General features: G+C 62.6%; 12 protein-coding genes. 9 read left to right on the top strand and 3 right to left on the bottom strand.

Features of this window, described 5'->3' with window-relative positions; all coding sequences use genetic code 11:
* Nucleotides 1–19 precede the first annotated feature (19 nt).
* The 9 genes from I7X13_RS03825 (at nt 20) to acs (ending at nt 12,564) form a co-directional block, all read left to right on the top strand.
* Nucleotides 20–952 carry a M28 family peptidase gene (locus tag I7X13_RS03825; protein ID WP_198074405.1) on the top strand — a complete coding sequence of 311 codons (933 nt, stop codon included), beginning with the start codon at nt 20–22 and terminating at the stop codon, nt 950–952.
* A 92-nt stretch (nt 953–1,044) separates the two neighbouring features.
* Entirely contained in the window at nt 1,045–1,467 is a 423-nt protein-coding gene (locus I7X13_RS03820; RefSeq protein ID WP_198068496.1) for an IS1/IS1595 family N-terminal zinc-binding domain-containing protein, read from the top strand.
* A gap of 182 nt (nt 1,468–1,649) precedes the next feature.
* Complete coding sequence (locus tag I7X13_RS03815) at nt 1,650–3,179, top strand: hypothetical protein (protein ID WP_233454649.1); 1,530 nt, start codon at nt 1,650–1,652, stop codon at nt 3,177–3,179.
* Between the two features lie 54 nt (nt 3,180–3,233).
* Complete coding sequence (locus I7X13_RS03810; RefSeq protein ID WP_198074404.1) at nt 3,234–4,721, top strand: MFS transporter; 1,488 nt, start codon at nt 3,234–3,236, stop codon at nt 4,719–4,721.
* Nucleotides 4,722–4,855: 134 nt separating this feature from the next.
* Nucleotides 4,856–5,080, top strand: a complete 225-nt coding sequence (locus I7X13_RS03805; protein WP_198074403.1) for a hypothetical protein — start codon at nt 4,856–4,858, stop codon at nt 5,078–5,080.
* Between the two features lie 226 nt (nt 5,081–5,306).
* On the top strand, nt 5,307–8,132 hold the full coding sequence (locus I7X13_RS03800) for a sensor histidine kinase (RefSeq protein WP_198074402.1): 2,826 nt from the start codon (nt 5,307–5,309) through the stop codon (nt 8,130–8,132).
* A gap of 49 nt (nt 8,133–8,181) precedes the next feature.
* Nucleotides 8,182–8,559 carry a response regulator transcription factor gene (locus tag I7X13_RS03795; RefSeq protein WP_198068488.1) on the top strand — a complete coding sequence of 126 codons (378 nt, stop codon included), beginning with the start codon at nt 8,182–8,184 and terminating at the stop codon, nt 8,557–8,559.
* Nucleotides 8,560–8,682: 123 nt separating this feature from the next.
* Complete coding sequence (locus I7X13_RS03790; RefSeq protein ID WP_198074401.1) at nt 8,683–10,620, top strand: AMP-binding protein; 1,938 nt, start codon at nt 8,683–8,685, stop codon at nt 10,618–10,620.
* A gap of 30 nt (nt 10,621–10,650) precedes the next feature.
* Nucleotides 10,651–12,564: an acetate--CoA ligase gene (gene acs / locus I7X13_RS03785; protein ID WP_198068484.1), complete on the top strand. Its 1,914-nt coding sequence runs from the start codon at nt 10,651–10,653 to the stop codon at nt 12,562–12,564.
* 75 nt (nt 12,565–12,639) lie between these two features.
* Here acs and I7X13_RS03780 read toward each other — a convergent pair whose 3' ends face one another.
* From I7X13_RS03780 to I7X13_RS03770, 3 genes are all read right to left on the bottom strand, one after another.
* Entirely contained in the window at nt 12,640–14,595 is a 1,956-nt protein-coding gene (locus tag I7X13_RS03780) for a right-handed parallel beta-helix repeat-containing protein (RefSeq protein ID WP_198074400.1), read from the bottom strand.
* A 255-nt stretch (nt 14,596–14,850) separates the two neighbouring features.
* Complete coding sequence (locus tag I7X13_RS03775) at nt 14,851–15,387, bottom strand: hypothetical protein (protein WP_198074399.1); 537 nt, start codon at nt 15,385–15,387, stop codon at nt 14,851–14,853.
* A gap of 11 nt (nt 15,388–15,398) precedes the next feature.
* Nucleotides 15,399–16,556: a zinc-dependent alcohol dehydrogenase gene (locus I7X13_RS03770; protein WP_198074398.1), complete on the bottom strand. Its 1,158-nt coding sequence runs from the start codon at nt 16,554–16,556 to the stop codon at nt 15,399–15,401.
* Between the last annotated feature and the right edge of the window lie 168 nt (nt 16,557–16,724).

Below are 16,724 nucleotides of genomic sequence, written 5' to 3'. Positions count from 1 at the left end.
GCTAGGTAGCTTTGGCCACATGAAAGGGGTAATGTTGGGACTGTTGCTGGCTGCGCTTGCAGGAACCGTCCGCGCCAAAAACCAACCCGCGTTGGCCGATACGGTGCGGCTGCGCCGGCACCTGCAGTTTCTCACCAGCACGCCGCAGCCGCGCAACTACCTGCACCCGGCCGTGCTCGATTCGGTGGCGGCCTACATTCAACGGCAGCTACGGGCGGCGGGGGCTTACGCGGTGGGCCCGCAGCCCTACGCCGTGCGCGGGCAGACGTACTGTAATGTGCTCGGCTCGTTCGGGCCGGTGGATGGCCCGCGCCTGATAATTGGGGCACACTACGACGTGTGCGGCGACCAGCCCGGCGCCGACGACAACGGTACCGGCGTGGCCGCGCTGCTGGAACTGGCCCGCCTGCTGGGGCAACAGTCTGAGCTGCCGTATCGCATCGATTTGGTAGCGTATACACTGGAGGAGCCGCCGTTTTTCCGCACTCCAAACATGGGTAGCTATGTGCACGCCGCGAGCCTGAAAGGCGCCGGTGTGCCGGTGCGCGGCATGGTGGCCCTCGAAATGCTGGGCTATTACGACGACCGGCGAGGCACCCAGCACTACCCGGTCTGGCCGCTAAAATTCATCTACGGCAGCCGGGGAAACTACGTAACCGTAGCCCAGAAATTCGGCAATGGCCGTTTCGGGCGGCAGTTTGCGCGGCGCTATCGGGGCGTGGCCGCTCTACCCGTGAAGCGTTTCAAGGCGCCGGCCTGGCTACCGGGCATCGATTTTTCCGACCACCTGAATTACTGGAAATTCGGTTACCAGGCGGTGCTGCTCACGGATACGGCCTTCTACCGCAACCGTAGCTACCACGAATCGACCGACACTATGGCCCGGCTGGACATGCGCCGCTTGGGGCTAGCCATAGAAGCATTACTGGCGACGGTTTTGACAGGGGAGTAAGCACTCACTAAGCAAAGTTGATTTATTCGCTAAAATGGTATAGGTTTGCTGAATACCTATAGCTCATTTAGGTTTTACCAAACTTTTGCGTCATGCTAGCTCCCGCCTGCCCCAAATGCGAATCCAAGGAAGCCACTAAAAGTGGCGTGGTGAACGAGCGGCAGCGGTTTCGGTGCAAAAACTGCGGTTATCACTACACCGTAGCCAAACTGGGCCGCGAGGTAGACAGCTACTACGTCATAAAGGCCCTGCAGCTCTACATTGAAGGTGTAAGCTACCGCGAGATTGAGCGGCTCCTGGGCGTGAGTCACGTGAGCGTGATGAACTGGGTAAAAAAATACGGCATGCGCGCTCCGCGCCAAACCGATTATCACCCCACCTATAAAATCCTCAATCAAGCGGAATTAGCCGCATTTTTTCAGGTGCCGGGCAACCTGAAAGGGGCGGGGATGGTGGTAACAGAGCTCGGGGATAAGTTTATGGTGATTCGTTGGGAGCGGTTCCGGACGCACTGAAGCAGGAAAAATATAGTGCTTACCAAAACGATGCCGGCCGATAGTTAACAGGCCGGGCATTTTGCTACTTAGCCGGACCAATCGGCTTGGGGCCGGGGTGTGCCCATTGGCGGCATTGGCTCAGCTTCAGAATAAAACTGGCAGCTTCGCGGCAACTCTCACTTACTTCTTCCTTCAGCACGATGCACACATCCCGTTACGCTTTGGCCCTGAGCGGCCTGTTGATGACCGGGGCCGCGTTTGGCCAGGTTACCCCACCGGCTACCGGCACGGCCCCGGCACCCGCCGCGCCCGCGCCCCCGCCCGCCGTGCCCACCCCAGCCAAGTCGGCCCCTTACGGTGGCGGTATGAAAATCAATATCTCGCCTGACGGCTCCAAGTATGTGCGCCTGATGCTTTGGACGCAGGTTTTTGCTCGCTACAACGAGAACAATACCGGCACCTTGCGCGCGCCCAATCAGCCCAAAGAAAGCCAGATAGACTTCGGCATTCGACGCTCGCGCATGGTGCTGCTGGCTCAACTCAACCCGCGCTTCCTTATTTATACTCACTTGGGTATCAATAACCAGAACGCGGTGAGTGGCGGGGTGTCGCCCACGGCAGATGGCAAAAAACCCCAGTTCTTCATTCACGAAGCCGTGACGGAGTACAAAGTGAATAAGTACCTGAATCTGGGCGCGGGCCTCCATTACTACAACGGCATTTCGCGCCTGAGCAGCGCCAGCACCACCAGCATTCTGCCCATCGACTTGCCGCTCACCAATTTTCCCACCATCGACGCGCTCGACCAATTTGCGCGTTGGATTGGGGTATATGCCAAAGGACGCATTGGGAAGTTCGACTACCGCGTGTCGATGAGCGACCCTTTCCTCACCAACCTACCCACCAACGCCGCCTACGTGGCGGGCGGTGTGCAAACCGGCAACCCGCTGGGCCTGGGCGTGACCAGTGCCACCGGCATCAACACCGGTACCAATACGGCCCAGTACAACCCACAGAATACCAGTCATGTGTATCAGGGGTACTTCAGCTATAATTTTCTGGAGCCCGAGGCCAACCTGCTGCCCTACACGCAGGGCAGCTACCTGGGCACCAAGCGGGTGTTCAGTGTAGGGGCGGGCTTTATGTTTAATAAAGAAGGCATGTACTCGCGGCCGACCAGCAGCACCGTGGCCCTGAGCACGCTCACGCCGGGGGCCGACCTATATGCCGCTGTGCCTACCGATAAGCACGATATCAAACTCTTCGGCGTCGATGCGTTTTACGATGCTCCGCTCGATACCACCAGCCGTACGGCCATCACACTCTATGGCGTGTACTACAATTACAATTTCGGTCCGAACTACGTGCGCTTTGTGGGGGCCGAAAACCCTGGCTACGGAGCTGCCGCCCTGCGCGGCAATGCCGTGCCGCAGTCGGGCACGGGCGGGGTCTTTTATGGCCAGGTGGGCTTGGTGATGCCCAAAAACCTGCTCGGTCCCAAAGCGCGGTTGCAGCCCTACGTGGCCTACCAACACGCCAACTACGAAGGCCTGAAAACCAGCACCGGCGATACCAAGGGCGTGAACATTGTGGATGCTGGCCTGAACGTGTTGCTCGACGGCCACAACGCCAAGGTGACGTTCAACTACCGCCCGCGCCCCGATTTTACCAATGTGAACGACGTGCAGTACCGCCCCGAAATTACGCTGCAAACGCAGGTGTTTCTGTAGACCGGTTTCGCTGTTTTCTCCTGCTTCAGCAACCCTTTTTTCTTTCCTAACGCAATGGAACAGAGTTTAAATCCGCCTTACGTGGCGGCAGCGGCCAGTGCCCACGACAACAACACGACCTCGACCAGTCAAATCTGGCAGGTCATCACGGCCTCGTCGGTGGGCACGGTGATTGAGTGGTACGATTTCTACATTTTCGGCTCGCTGGCGGCCATCATCGGGCCGGTGCTGTTTGGGCAGTCCGGCGATATTACCAAGTCGTTGCTGGGGGCGCTGGCCGTGTTTGGGGCGGGCTTTGTGGTACGGCCGTTTGGGGCCGTGTTCTTCGGGCGCATCGGCGACATGATTGGGCGGAAATACACCTTCCTAGTCACGCTGCTGATTATGGGCGGGGCTACGTTCATCACCGGCCTCATTCCCAGCTACGATACCATTGGCATCACGGCCCCGGTTATTGTGGTGGTTTTGCGCCTGTTGCAGGGCCTAGCCCTGGGCGGCGAGTACGGCGGCGCGGCCACCTACGTGGCCGAGTACGCCCCCGACCAGAAGCGCGGCTACTACACCAGCTTCATCCAGATTACGGCCACCGGCGGCCTTATTCTCAGCATCACCGTCATCCTCATCACCCGCAAGCTGATGGGCGAACCCGCCTTTAAAGAGTGGGGCTGGCGCATTCCGTTCCTGCTGTCGGGCTTCCTGGTGATTGCCTCATACTACATCCGCCGCCGGCTGCACGAGTCGCCACTGTTTGCCAAAGCTAAAGCCACCGGCACCACCAGCAAAAGCCCCCTGCGCGACTCGTTCGTGAACCCCATCAACCGCCGCCTGGTGCTTATCGCGCTGTTCGGGGCTACCATGGGCCAGGGCGTTATCTTCTACACCAGCCAGTTTCAGGCCTTTACGTTCATGAATGCCACACTGAAACTTGACATCGTTGATTCGAGCATCATCATGGTGGTTTCGATGCTGTTGGCTACGCCGCTGTTCGTGTATTTCGGCTCGCTGTCGGACCGCATTGGCCGCAAGAAAATCATCATGACGGGCATGATTTGCGGGGCGCTGTTCACCATGCCGCTGTTCTACGGCATCAAGGCCTTTGCCGGGCCGCTCACCGAAATCACGCCCGCCACGGTGGATGCCGCTGGCAAAGCCGTGCCCGCCGTCATGAAAGCCCTCACGCCCAACGTGCCGGCCATGATTGCGCTGGTGTTCTGCCTCGTTTTGTTCGTGACGATGGTGTACGGCCCCATTGCCGCCTACCTCGTCGAGCTGTTTCCCACCAAGGTGCGCTACACGTCGCTGTCGGTGCCCTACCACATTGGCAACGGCATTTTCGGCGGCTTCGTGCCGCTGGTGGCCACGTCCATTGGCGTGTGGGCGGCGGCGCAGCCGGCGGGCACGTTTGCCAAGGAGCACAGCAGCATCGTGGGCCTGGTTTACCCGGTGGTCATCGCCCTGATTTGCTTCCTGGTGGGCGTGGCCTACATGAAGGACGTGCGCAACGTGAAGCTCATTGAAGACCAGCCTGCTCCGGCCGCGTAGGCAGCCCGCCCCACGACCAACTCACGCCCGAAAAAGCCGCTGGTCCGCTGGGCCGGCGGCTTTTTCAGTAAATTGACGAGCCGCCGCAACTCCCGGTGCACCGGCTCCCGATGCCTGCCAAACCTCCTTTTCCCGTGTCGTCCCATCCCCATCCTGACCATTCGGAATCGCGCCGCGGCCACCGGCTACTTTTCCTGGCCGTGCTGTTCGGCGTGCTGCTCAATTTCCCCCTGCTGGCGGTGTTCGACCACGACGGGCGCGTGGGTGGCGTGCCGGTGCTTTACCTGTATGTGCTGCTGCTCTGGGCGCTGCTGGTGGGGCTGACGGCGTATTTGGTGCGGGAGAGGAGGGCAGAATGAACTCGCCAGTCATTGCGAGTGGAGCGCAGCGGAACGCGGCAATCCGTCCTGTCAAAGCCTGACACTCTATCAACCCAGACATCTTTAAACACAGATACTTTCCAAACCCGAAAAGTCTTTTTTACAATAAAAAAGCAGTCTGAGAACTTAGCCTTAGTCACATCAAGAGGACGGATTGCCGCGTTCCGCTGCGCTCCACTCGCAATGACACGACCTTAAAATAACTATGCCCAAGCTGCTCGTCATCGGCTTTTCGTTCGGCTACCTGGCCCTGCTTTTCGGCGTGGCCTACGCCGCCGAGCGCCGCTCGGCCGCCCGCAAAAGCCTGGTGAGCAACCCCTACGTCTACGCCCTGAGCATGGCCGTGTACTGCACGGCATGGACGTACTACGGCTCGGTGGGCCGGGCGGCGCACAACGGGCTGGAGTTCGTGGGCATCTACCTCGGGCCCACGCTTCTAGCCCCGGTGTGGTGGCTGGTGCTGCGCAAGATTATCCGCGTCAGCCGGCAGCAGCGGCTCACGTCCATTGCTGATTTTATCTCGGCCCGGTACGGCAAGAGCGCGGCGCTGGGCGCGCTCGTCACGGTGGTGTGCGTGCTGGGCATTGTGCCCTACATCGCGCTGCAAATCAAAGCCATTGCCGCATCGTTTGTGACCCTTACCGGGAGCGGGGCGGGGGCGGGCGGGGCAGCGGCGACCACGGCCCTCTACACCACGGGCGCGCTGGCGGTGTTCACCATTCTGTTCGGGGTGCGGTCGGTAGAGGCCACGGAGCGGCACGAGGGCATTGTACTGGCCGTGGCCCTGGAAAGCGTGCTGAAGCTGGTGGCCTTTCTGATACTAGGCCTGTTCGTTACGTTCGGGCTGTTTCACGGCTTTGCCGACGTATTCGACCAAGCGGCGGCGGTGCCGGCCCTGCGGCAGCTGTTCACGCTGCGCGGCTCGGGCACGAGCGGGGGCGAGTGGTTCACGCTGCTGGTCCTGAGCATGTCGGCGGTGCTGCTGCTGCCCCGGCAGTTTCAGGTGGCCGTGGTAGAGAATGTGGACGAAAACCACCTGCGCAAGGCCATGTGGCTGTTTCCGCTCTACCTCATTGTCATAAACTTGTTTGTGCTGCCGGTGGCCTTTAGTGGCATGCTGCGGCTGGGCCACAGCGGTATTGATGCCGATACTTTTGTGCTGGCGCTGCCGCTGGCGGCCGGCCATTCGTGGCTGGCGCTGCTCACCTACCTGGGCGGGCTGTCGGCGGCTAGCAGCATGATTATCGTCGAAACCGTGGCCCTGAGCGTGATGATGAGTAACCACCTGCTCATGCCGCTGCTGGTGCGCGTGCCCGTGGCCCGGCCCGAGGGCGGCCAGACGCGCTGGTTTGCCTACCTGGGCCGCGTGGCCCTCGAAAGCCGCCGGCTGGCCGTGGTGCTGGTGCTGCTTCTGGCCTACGGCTACTACGCCGAAGTGGGCAAAACCCTGCCGCTGGTGAACACCGGGCTGGTGTCCTTTGCGGCGGTGGCGCAGTTTGTGCCCGCCGTGCTGGGCGGGCTGTACTGGAAGGGCGGCTCGCGGCGCGGGGCCACGGTGGGGCTGCTGGCGGGGTTTGCCATCTGGTTTTTCACGCTGGTGCTGCCCACGCTGGTGGGGCCGGGCCGCCTGCCCGAGTCCGTGCTGACCGACGGCGTGGGCGGCCTCAGCGGCTTGCGGCCGTTTGCGCTGTTCGGGCTCGAAGGGCTTGGTTACCTCTCGCACGGCTTGTTCTGGAGCTGGTTTTTCAACATCGGGCTCTATGTGGGCCTCTCGCTGGCCTGGCCGCCAATGGCGCTGGAGCTGCGCCAGGCCGACGTGTTCGTGGACGTATTCACGCGCCGCAGCCTGGCCGAGGAAGTGGCTGGCTGGCAGGGCCGCACCCCATTCCCCGACGTGCGCGCCCTGCTGCTCGGCTTCCTCGGCAAGAAGCGCACTAACCAGGCCCTGCGCACCTTCGCCACCCGCTTCCCCGATGCCCTGCCCGCGCCGGAAGGTGGACTCACTCCCTCACTCAGTCACGCAGCCACCGCGCCCGCCGACCCGCGCCTGCTCACCTACGCCGAGAAGCTGCTGGCCGGCAGCCTGGGCCCGGCCAGCGCCCGCATGCTGGTGGCCTCGGTGGCCGGGGCTGAGCAAATCAGCTACGACAGCGTGGTGGGCATTCTCAAAGAAAGCCAGCAGCTGCTCGAAGCCAACCGCCAACTCCAGAAGCAAAGCCGCCAGCTCCAGCGCCTCACCGACGAATTGCGCGCCGCCTACGACCAGCTCCAAGCCCTTGACCACCGCAAGGACGAATTTCTATACACCGTGACGCACGAGCTGCGTACGCCCCTCACCAGCATCCGGGCGCTGGCCGAAATACTGGCCGACAACCCCGATTTGGAAACCGAGGAACGCCAGCATTTCCAGCTCACCATCGGCCGCGAGGCCGAGCGCCTCACCCGGCTCATCTCGCTGGTCCTTGATTTGGAGAAGTTCGAATCCGGCCAGGCCACCCTGGACCGCGCCCCTGTGCCGGTGGTCGACCTGGTGGCCGAAGCCCTCGACGCAGTGGGCCAGCTACTACGCGACAAGCACATTGCCCTGCACACGGACGTGCCCGCCAACCTGCCCGCCCTCCACGCCGACCGCGACCGCCTGATGCAGGTGCTCGTCAACCTGCTTTCCAACGCCATCAAGGCCTGCCGGTCCGACGGCACGGGCCGAATTGCGGTGCTGGCCTGGCCCACCGCCGACGTGCTCCTGCTCTGCGTGGAAGACAACGGCCGGGGCATCTCGCCCGCTGCCCAGCACCTCATCTTCGACAAGTTTTACCAGGCCCAGCACCAAACCACCCGCAAGCCCGAAGGCACCGGCCTCGGCCTGGCCATCACCCGTAAGATTGTGGAACTGCACCACGGCCGCATCTGGGTCGAAAGCAGCCTGGAGCAGGGCGCCCGCTTCTTTATCGAGCTGCCGCTGATGGGAAGCAGGGAGTGGGAAGCGGGGAGTGGCCCGCCCGGCCGTCATGCTTCGTTACGCTCTGCATGACGGCCGCTTCCCGCTTCTCACTCTCCACCCGCCCTCACCACCTCGCTGCATGAAAACGCCTCATATCCTTATTGTTGACGACGAGCCCAATATCGTCATGTCGCTCGAATTCCTGATGCGCAAAAACGGCTTCCAGGTCGGCATCGCCCGCAACGGCACCGAGGCCCTCGCCGCCATCGACCAAATCGCCTACGACCTCATCCTCCTCGATATCATGATGCCCGACGTGGACGGCCTGCAGGTGTGCCGCCAACTCCGCCAGCGCCCCGACCGTGCCGCCACCAAAGTCATTTTCCTCTCCGCCAAAAGCCGCGAAGCCGACGTGCAAAAAGGCTACGAAGTCGGGGCTGATTTATACATTCCCAAGCCCTTCAGCACCCGCCAGCTCATGGAAAAAGTGCGCGAGCTGCTGGGCGTGGCCGCGTGATAACTGAACGGTGTAGAGACGCGACACTTCGCGTCTCGTCGTTGAGTGATACTGCCGCACGTTAGCCGAACGCCGAGACGCGAAGTGTTGCGTTTCTACATCCACCCTTAATTCCCACCCGCTATGAAGCCCGCCTGTTCCTACGCCGCTACCCACGCCGCCAGCCTGGCCGACCCGGCCGGGTTCTGGGCTGCTCAGGCCGCCCATCTGCACTGGGACCACCAGCCCACCGAGCCCCTCAGCCAGGATGAAAACGGCTTCTACCGCTGGTTCAAGGGCGGGGAATTGAATACCGCCTACCTCTGCCTCGACTGGCAGGTGGCGCAGGGCCGCGCCGACCAGCCCGCCCTCATTTACGACTCACCCGTGACCCGCACCAAGCGCATATACACCTACGCCGAGCTGCTGGACCTCACCGCCCGGCTGGCCGGCGGCCTGCGCCAAATCGGCGTTGCGATGGGCGACCGCGTCATCATCTACATGCCCAACATGCCCGAGGCCGTGGTGGCCATGCTGGCCTGCGCCCGTCTCGGGGCCGTGCATTCAGTGGTGTTTGGGGGCTTCGCACCGCACGAGCTGGCGGTCCGGATTGACGACGCCCGACCCCGCGCCATCATCTGCGCCTCGGGAGGCATGGAGTTCGACCGCGTGATTCCCTACAAGCCTTTGGTGGAGGAGGCCCTGGCCAAAGCCACCTTCCGGCCGGCCCACGTCGTGGTCTGCCAGCGCGATTTCGTGGCCGCCGACATGCAGCCCGGCCGCGATGTCGACTACCAGGAATTATTGAAAGCAGCTCCTGTGCCCGCCGTGCCGGTTCCCGCCACGCACCCGCTCTACGTCCTCTACACCAGCGGCACCACTGGCCGCCCCAAGGGCGTGGTGCGCGACCACGGCGGCCACGCCGTGGCCCTGTTCTTCAGCATGCGCACTATCTACAACCTGGAGCCCGGCGAGGTCATTTTCACCGGCTCCGATATCGGCTGGGCCGTGGGCAGCTCTTACATCGTCTACGGACCTTTACTGAGGGGCTGCACCACGGTTTTATTCGAGGGCAAGCCCGTCCGCACGCCCGGTGCCGGCACCTTTTGGCGCATCATCGAGCAGTACAAGGTCCGCGTCATATTCACGGCCCCCACCGCCATCCGAGCCATCAAAAAGGAAGACCCCGAAGGACTGTTGGCCCGGAAATACGACCTGAGCAGCCTGCGCCACCTGTTTCTGGCCGGCGAGCGCTGCGACCCCGCCACCTACGCCTGGGCCGGCAAATTGCTCGGCGTGCCCGTCATCGACCACTGGTGGCAAACCGAATCGGGCTGGCCCATGCTGGCCACCCTGGTGGGCCTAGAGGGAATGCCCGCGCCCCGCCCGGGCAGCGCCGGCCACCCCGTGCCGGGCTACGATATTCAGATTCTGGACGAAGCCGGTCAGTCCGTGCCTCCCGGCACCACCGGCCTTGTGGCCGTGAAAATGCCGCTGCCCCCCGGCTGCTTTCCCACGCTCTGGCAGGACGATGCCCGTTTCCGCGAGTCCTACCTCAGCACCTTCCCCGGCTACTACCTCAGCGGCGATGGCGGCTACCGCGACCAGGAAGGCTACACCTACATCATGGGACGCGTCGACGACGTCATCAACGTGGCTGGCCACCGCCTCAGCACCGGCGAAATCGAGGAAATCCTGGCCGCTCACCCAGCCGTGGCCGAGTGCGCCGTCCTTGGCATTGCCGACCAGCTGCGCGGCCAAGTGCCCGTGGGGCTGGTTGTCCTCAAGGACGGCCAGACGATAGGAGAGGAGCAGCTGGAAAAGGAATTGGTGGCCGCCGTGCGCGGCCAGATTGGGGCGCTGGCCTGCTTCCGGAGCGTGCTGGTGGTGAAGCGCCTGCCCAAAACCCGCTCCGGCAAAATCCTCCGCAAAACCCTGCGCCAACTCGCCGACGGCGAGGGTTTCACCATGCCCGCCACCATCGACGACCCGCTGATTCTGGATGAAATCCGCGCCGGCCTGGTGCGGCGGGGTATCGGGGCAGCCTTTGAAACCACTTCTCTGCTGCCAAACAATTCATAACTCATAATTCAACACCCATAGCTCACCAAAATGTCTGCAATCCGCACCCGTACCCTCGAAGAATACCACGCCGACTACCAACAGTCCGTGCAGGACCCCGACGCCTTCTGGGCCGCCGCCGCCGAGCCCTTCACCTGGCGCCGGAAGTGGGACACCGTGCGCAGCGGCGAGTTTTCGCCGGCCGGCAACAGCCGTTGGTTCGACGGGGCCACCCTCAACCTCACCGAAAACTGCCTCGACCGCCACCTCGAGCAGCGCGCCAACAAGCTCGCCCTCATCTTCGAGCCCAACGACCCCAAAACCCGCCACCTGCGCCTCACCTACCGCGAGCTGCACGAGCAGGTGTGCCAGTTTGCCAACGTGCTCAAGAAAAACGGCGTGCGGAAAGGTGACCGCGTGGTTCTCTACATGCCCATGATTCCGAGCCTGGCTATTGCCGTACTGGCCTGCGCCCGCATCGGGGCAGTGCACGGCGTCATTTTCGCCGGTTTTTCGGCCACTGCCATTGCCGACCGCATCAACGACGCCGACGCTGCTTACGTCCTCACCGCCGACGGCCTGAACCGCGGGGCCAAGCAAATCCCGGTGAAGAGTGTGGTGGACGAGGCGCTGGAGCTCTGCCCCAGCGTGAAGCGCGTCATCGTGGTGGAGCACACCGGCTGGCCCGTGCAGTGGAAAGCCGGGCGCGACGTGTGGTACCACGACGAGGTTAAAGATGTCGAAAAAGACTGCCCTGCCGAGGAAATGGCTGCCGAAGACCCACTGTTCATCCTCTACACCAGCGGCAGCACCGGCAAGCCCAAGGGCGTGGTGCACACCCAGGCCGGCTACATGGTCTGGGCCGATTACACCTTCCGCAACGTGTTTCAGGTGGAAGAAAACGACGTGTACTGGTGCACCGCCGACATTGGCTGGGTTACGGGCCACACCTACGGCCTGTATGGCCCGCTGCTGGCCGGCAGCACCACGCTTTTGTTCGAGGGCGTGCCCACGTTCCCCTCGCCGGGCCGCTTCTGGGAGGTGATTGACAAGCACCACGTCACCATTTTCTACACAGCGCCCACGGCCATCCGCAGCCTCATGGCCGCGCCTATCGACCACGTGCTGGCCTACTCGCTCAGCAGCCTGCGCATTCTGGGCTCGGTGGGCGAGCCCATCAACGAAGAGGCCTGGCACTGGTACCACCAGCACGTAGGCAAGGGCCGCTGCCCCATCGTGGACACCTGGTGGCAGACCGAAACCGGCGGCATCATGATTTCGGCCATGGCCGGCATCACGCCCAGCGTGCCCGCCCGCGCTGGCCTGCCACTGCCCGGCGTGCAGCCTGTGCTCCTGAACCAGGACGGCACCGAAATCGAAGGCAACGACCAGGAAGGCTACCTCGCCATCAAGGCCAGCTGGCCCGGCGTTATCCGCACCACCTGGGGCGACCACGAGCGCGCCCGCCAGACGTATTTCGCGCCCTATCCGGGGTACTATTTCACCGGCGACGGCGCCCGGCGCGACGAAAACGGCCTCTACCGTATCATCGGCCGCGTCGATGACGTGATAAACGTGAGTGGCCACCGCTTCGGCACCGCCGAAATCGAAAACGCCATCAACCAGAGCGACTACGTGGTGGAAAGCGCCGTGGTGGGCTACCCGCACGACGTGAAGGGCCAGGGCATCTACGCCTACGTCATCTGCAAAAACGGCGTGCCCACCACCGACCTCGACCTGCAAATGACTGAAGCCAGCATCATCGAAGCCGTAGTAGCCGAAATCGGTCGCATCGCCAAGCCCGACAAGATTCAGCTCGTGTCGGGCCTGCCCAAAACCCGCTCCGGCAAAATCATGCGCCGCATCCTGCGCAAAGTGGCCGAAGGCGAAACCAGCAACCTCGGCGACGTAACCACCTTGCTCGACCCGCTGGTGGTGGACGAAATTCTGGCCGGTAGAAAGTAAATGTTGCGACACATTCAGCAGAAAGGCCGCTTCAGAAATTTCTGAAGCGGCCTTTCTGCTTTGGTTTTGACTAAGTTATTCCACCAAGAAAGTACGGCTGAGCGCCGCGCCGGTTGCGGCTTCCCGCACCCGCAGCACGTAGAGGCCCGGTGCCAAGCCGGCAGCGCGGCTCACCGGCAGCATTTCGGAGCCCGCCGCGTGGCGCACCGTCTGGGCCGGCAGCACGGCGCGGCCCAGCGCATCCGTTACCGTCAGGGAAAGTACCCTGGCCGGACCGGCCAAGTAGAGCACCGGGGCCGTGCCGCGCCCGGCCGGGTTGGGGGCTACCCCGGCCGTGATGTCAACCAGCACCCCGGCGCGGGCCGCCAGTGGCGTGAAGCTGCCTTCGTCGGCCCCGATGTCGGGGCGGGTAGCGTTACGGGTGTCGCCGTCAAGGTCGGTGGGCATGGGCAGGGGCGTGGCGGCCAGGGGCGTGCCGCCGCCCTCGGCGCGAGTGGGCTGCCCAGCCAGCAGGTGCGGATTGGTGGTGGCATTCACGAAGGGCGGCAGTTCTGTGAGCGAAGCCTGCTCCACCGCGGCGAAACGGGTTTGGTACTGGGCCAGCGTCTGGTCGAGGGCGGCCGGGGTGGTGCCCACCGCCGCGCCGTAGAAAATGGGCTTTTCCGGGGCGGGCGGGCCGGCGTAGTAAATGTTGTTGTTGGAGCCCGCGCTAACGCTGGTCGTAATAGTGTTGTTCTTGAAAAACGCCGCCGCAATGCCCCCGCCGCCACTGGTCAGCCCGCTCACCAGGTTCACGAAAATGTTGTTGCGCAAATCCACCGTTGGCCCGCCCGACATGTAGAGTGCGCCGCTCTTGTTGGCCGGGTTGGTGGCCGCGTAGGTCAGCACCACCGTGTTGTGGTAGGCATAGTTATTACCGCCCCGGAAGCTGAAGGCCCGCACCGATGTGCCCGCGTTGCTGGCCACTGCCCGCACGTCGTACACCATGTTGTTGGCCAAATAGTTTGTGGTTCCGCCCGTAATGTCGAAGCCCGCCGCGAAGCCGCTGGTGCCCAGCGCCTCAATGTCGTAGCTGCGGTTGCGCAGGAAGCGGTGGGTGGCCCCGCTGGCCACGTACAGGCCCATCACGATGCCGGTGCTGCCGCTGCCGCTCAGGCCGTGTACGCGGCAGTCGGTCACGTCCACGCTGTTGGTGGTGCCGGTGGAGTAAATGCCGTAGGTACCGCTGGTGCCCGTCACGCCGTTCACATCGGTGTTGAAGACGCGCGCATTGGTTTGCGATTTTAGGTAGATGCCGTAGGTGGCGAAGGCAATGCCGCCCGGCGTGCCTGCCGGTGGCACGCCAATGCTGAGCAGCTGGCTGACGGGGGCCGTGGTGCCGGGCGTGGGGCCTATTTCGGTCCCATCATCGTAGAGTGCAGTGGTGCCTTCCAGGTCGTAGCCGTAGGCGCAGTTCTGCACCGTGAGGCCGTAAAAATGGTTCTGGTCGTTGCCGCCGTTGAGCATTGCCACGCCGCAGGTGCGGGTGGTATTTGCCCGGTTCAGCGTCACGGTGGCGGCACTGAAGGTGTTGTGTGTTGCGCCGTTTTGCAGCAGGTAGCCGTATTCGAGCTGTTGCGGGGCCGTGGTGTTGGCGGCTTTGTCTTCCACGTCGATGCCGATGAACTGCACGTAGTCGGCCCCTTCCAGCGTGATGGCCGCATCGGTCGTGCCCGTGCCGGTACCCTGGATTTTGGGATTAAGCCCGGCGCTGCCTCCTTTCTGAAAAATGATGGGGCCGGCCGCCGTGCCGCTGGCGGTGAGGGCCGGAATCACCTCATCGAACACCACGCCCTGCGCTACGTTGAACGTGACGCCTCCGGCCGCTACCCCGCTCGCGTTCAGGGCCGTTACGGCCGCTGTGAAGGTGAGGTAGTTGTTGGCCCCCGTGCCGGCCGGATTGATGGTTTTAAGGCCGCTCAGCTGCGCCTGGGCGGCAGGAGCTGCCAGTAGCAGACCAGCGGCTAGTAAATTCTGGAACAAGTGTTTCATAACGAGGTGGGAAAAGGGGTGATTGACTCGCGTAAATGTAGAAAAAACCCCCTCGCTCCCGAACCATCTAACCGCCCTCGCTGGCTCGTCCCTGCATTTGGGGCGCAGTTGGTTGGTGGTAAGCCGCCGAAGGCTCTTGTTATCGTTGCAGGCTGTTTTCTTATAATCAATAAAAGCCTAGTGGCTTTGAGGTAACAAAAAAGCCGGCCCAATGAGCCGGCTTTTTTGTGATAGCCAAATGGGCTTCTACGTGTTTTAGCGCTTGCTGCCCGATTTGTAGTTGCCGCTGGCAGCGTATCTGTGCGAACGGTCGTTTTTCGGCGCCAGCCAGTACACGAGACCAGCCGTTACCGCGGCGGCGGCGGCAATTTTCACCAGCATGCCGCTGCGGTCGTGTTTCCACTGGGCATTATAGCCTTTTTCGGCCCAGATATTGGGCACGGTGCCGTGCGCCAGGTCATCGATAATTCCTTCTACGACGTTGATTTTGTCGGCCATCAGCAGCGGCAGCCAGTGCCGGTAATCATTCTCGCTGTACTTAAAAGCCACGCGCCGAATCATGCCGCTCAGGCCGGTGGGCGGCACCGAGTTCCCGACCACGGCCGTGTAGTCGGGCCGCTCGATGGAGTGCAGCACTTCGCGGTCGAGCGGCTGCTGCGTGGGACGCACCCAGGAGCGGCCGTTGTGCTCCTCGCCGGTGCGGTGGCGGTTGGGGTAGGTGGGTTCGTTTTTGGGGTCGGCGTCGATGCCCCAGCCGGGGATGTGGGCGAATTCTTCTGCGGTCTTTTTCATGGTGGGCGGCATTAGGCGTTAGCAGTGGGAGGAATGAGGACCGGCTTGATGATGTTGTCGAGCTTGGCCGAGAACATGCGGTAGCCGTCGGCCACGTCCTCCAGCGGAATGCGGTGCGTAATCAGCTCGCTGGGCTTGAGGATGCCCTTCATCACGTGGTCAATCAGACGGGGCAGGTGGCGCTTCACCGAGGCCTGGTTGCCGCGCATGGTGATGCCTTTGTTCATCATGTTGCCGATAGGCACCAGGTTGTCGGTGGGACCATACACGCCCACAATGGATATCACGCCGCCCTTGCGCACCGAGTTGATGGCCCAGTGCAGGGCCGTGGCCGAGCCGGCCTGGAGCAGGGTTTTGCGCCCGGTGATGGTTTGCATGGCGTTGCCGGCGGCCTCGGCTCCCACGGCGTCGATGCAGGCATCGGCCCCCAGCCAGTCGGTTTGCTTTTTGATGAACATCACCGGGTCGTCCATGTCCTTCTCGAAGTTGTAGGCCTCGCACTTGGCGAAGTTCTTGGCGAATTCCAGGCGGTAGTCGTACTGGTCGATGATGATGACGCGGCCCGCGCCAAACAGCCAGCTGCACCGGGCGGCCATGATGCCCACCGGACCCGCGCCAAACACCACCACTGTGTCGCCGGGCTGAATGCCGGCCATTTCGGCGGCCTGGTAGCCGGTCGGGGTGATGTCGGTGAGCAGCACGGCATCGTCGAGGCTCATGCCGGCCGGAATCACCGTGGGGCCGAAGTTGGCGTAGGGCACCCGCGCGTACTCGGCCTGGCCGCCATTGTGGCCGCCGCCCGTGTGCGCATACCCCAGGAAGCCGCCCACGGCCGTGGCCTCGGAGTTGGATTCGTGGCAGTTACCGTACATGCCCTCCTTGCAGAAAATGCAGCGGCCGCAGGCAATGTTGAAGGGCACCAGCACCCGGTCGCCCACTTTCACCTCGGTTACTTCGGCACCAATTTCCACGATTTCCCCGACGAATTCGTGCCCAAACGTCATGCCGACGCGGGTATCGGGGACGTTCCCATTGTACAGGTGCAGGTCGGACCCGCAGATACATGTGCGCAGCACCTTCACGATGGCATCCTCGGGATGCAGGATGGTGGGCATGGGCTTTTGAACGGCGCGGACCCTTTTCGGGCCCCTGAAATCCATTGCTAACATAGCGAAGTAGGGTTAGAGTGAGCGTGCGATGTGCCTCTATACTTACTTCGTCCCTGGCCTTAGGTTGCCATCCGGCAGCATTTAACCTATAAATACGTATTTGCCTACATGCCTGAAAGACAAATACGTAAGTGTTAATAACCAAGCCTGATTCAGCTCTTTTCATTA

This window comes from Hymenobacter negativus (genome assembly GCF_016056375.1).
Classification (GTDB): domain Bacteria; phylum Bacteroidota; class Bacteroidia; order Cytophagales; family Hymenobacteraceae; genus Hymenobacter; species Hymenobacter negativus_A.
Note: the sequence above shows the minus strand (reverse complement) of the source record. Positions and strands in the feature narration are given on the sequence as shown.

Bases quoted from the DNA above. Each gene is read 5' to 3' on its own strand.
- I7X13_RS03825 (WP_198074405.1), top strand. From the start codon at position 20: ATGAAAGGGGTAATGTTGGGACTGTTGCTGGCTGCGCTTGCAGGAACC.
- I7X13_RS03820 (WP_198068496.1), top strand. From the start codon at position 1,045: ATGCTAGCTCCCGCCTGCCCCAAATGCGAATCCAAGGAAGCCACTAAA.
- I7X13_RS03815 (WP_233454649.1), top strand. From the start codon at position 1,650: ATGCACACATCCCGTTACGCTTTGGCCCTGAGCGGCCTGTTGATGACC.
- I7X13_RS03810 (WP_198074404.1), top strand. From the start codon at position 3,234: ATGGAACAGAGTTTAAATCCGCCTTACGTGGCGGCAGCGGCCAGTGCC.
- I7X13_RS03800 (WP_198074402.1), top strand. From the start codon at position 5,307: ATGCCCAAGCTGCTCGTCATCGGCTTTTCGTTCGGCTACCTGGCCCTG.
- I7X13_RS03795 (WP_198068488.1), top strand. From the start codon at position 8,182: ATGAAAACGCCTCATATCCTTATTGTTGACGACGAGCCCAATATCGTC.
- I7X13_RS03790 (WP_198074401.1), top strand. From the start codon at position 8,683: ATGAAGCCCGCCTGTTCCTACGCCGCTACCCACGCCGCCAGCCTGGCC.
- acs (WP_198068484.1), top strand. From the start codon at position 10,651: ATGTCTGCAATCCGCACCCGTACCCTCGAAGAATACCACGCCGACTAC.
- I7X13_RS03780 (WP_198074400.1), bottom strand. From the start codon at position 14,595: ATGAAACACTTGTTCCAGAATTTACTAGCCGCTGGTCTGCTACTGGCA.
- I7X13_RS03775 (WP_198074399.1), bottom strand. From the start codon at position 15,387: ATGAAAAAGACCGCAGAAGAATTCGCCCACATCCCCGGCTGGGGCATC.
- I7X13_RS03770 (WP_198074398.1), bottom strand. From the start codon at position 16,556: ATGTTAGCAATGGATTTCAGGGGCCCGAAAAGGGTCCGCGCCGTTCAA.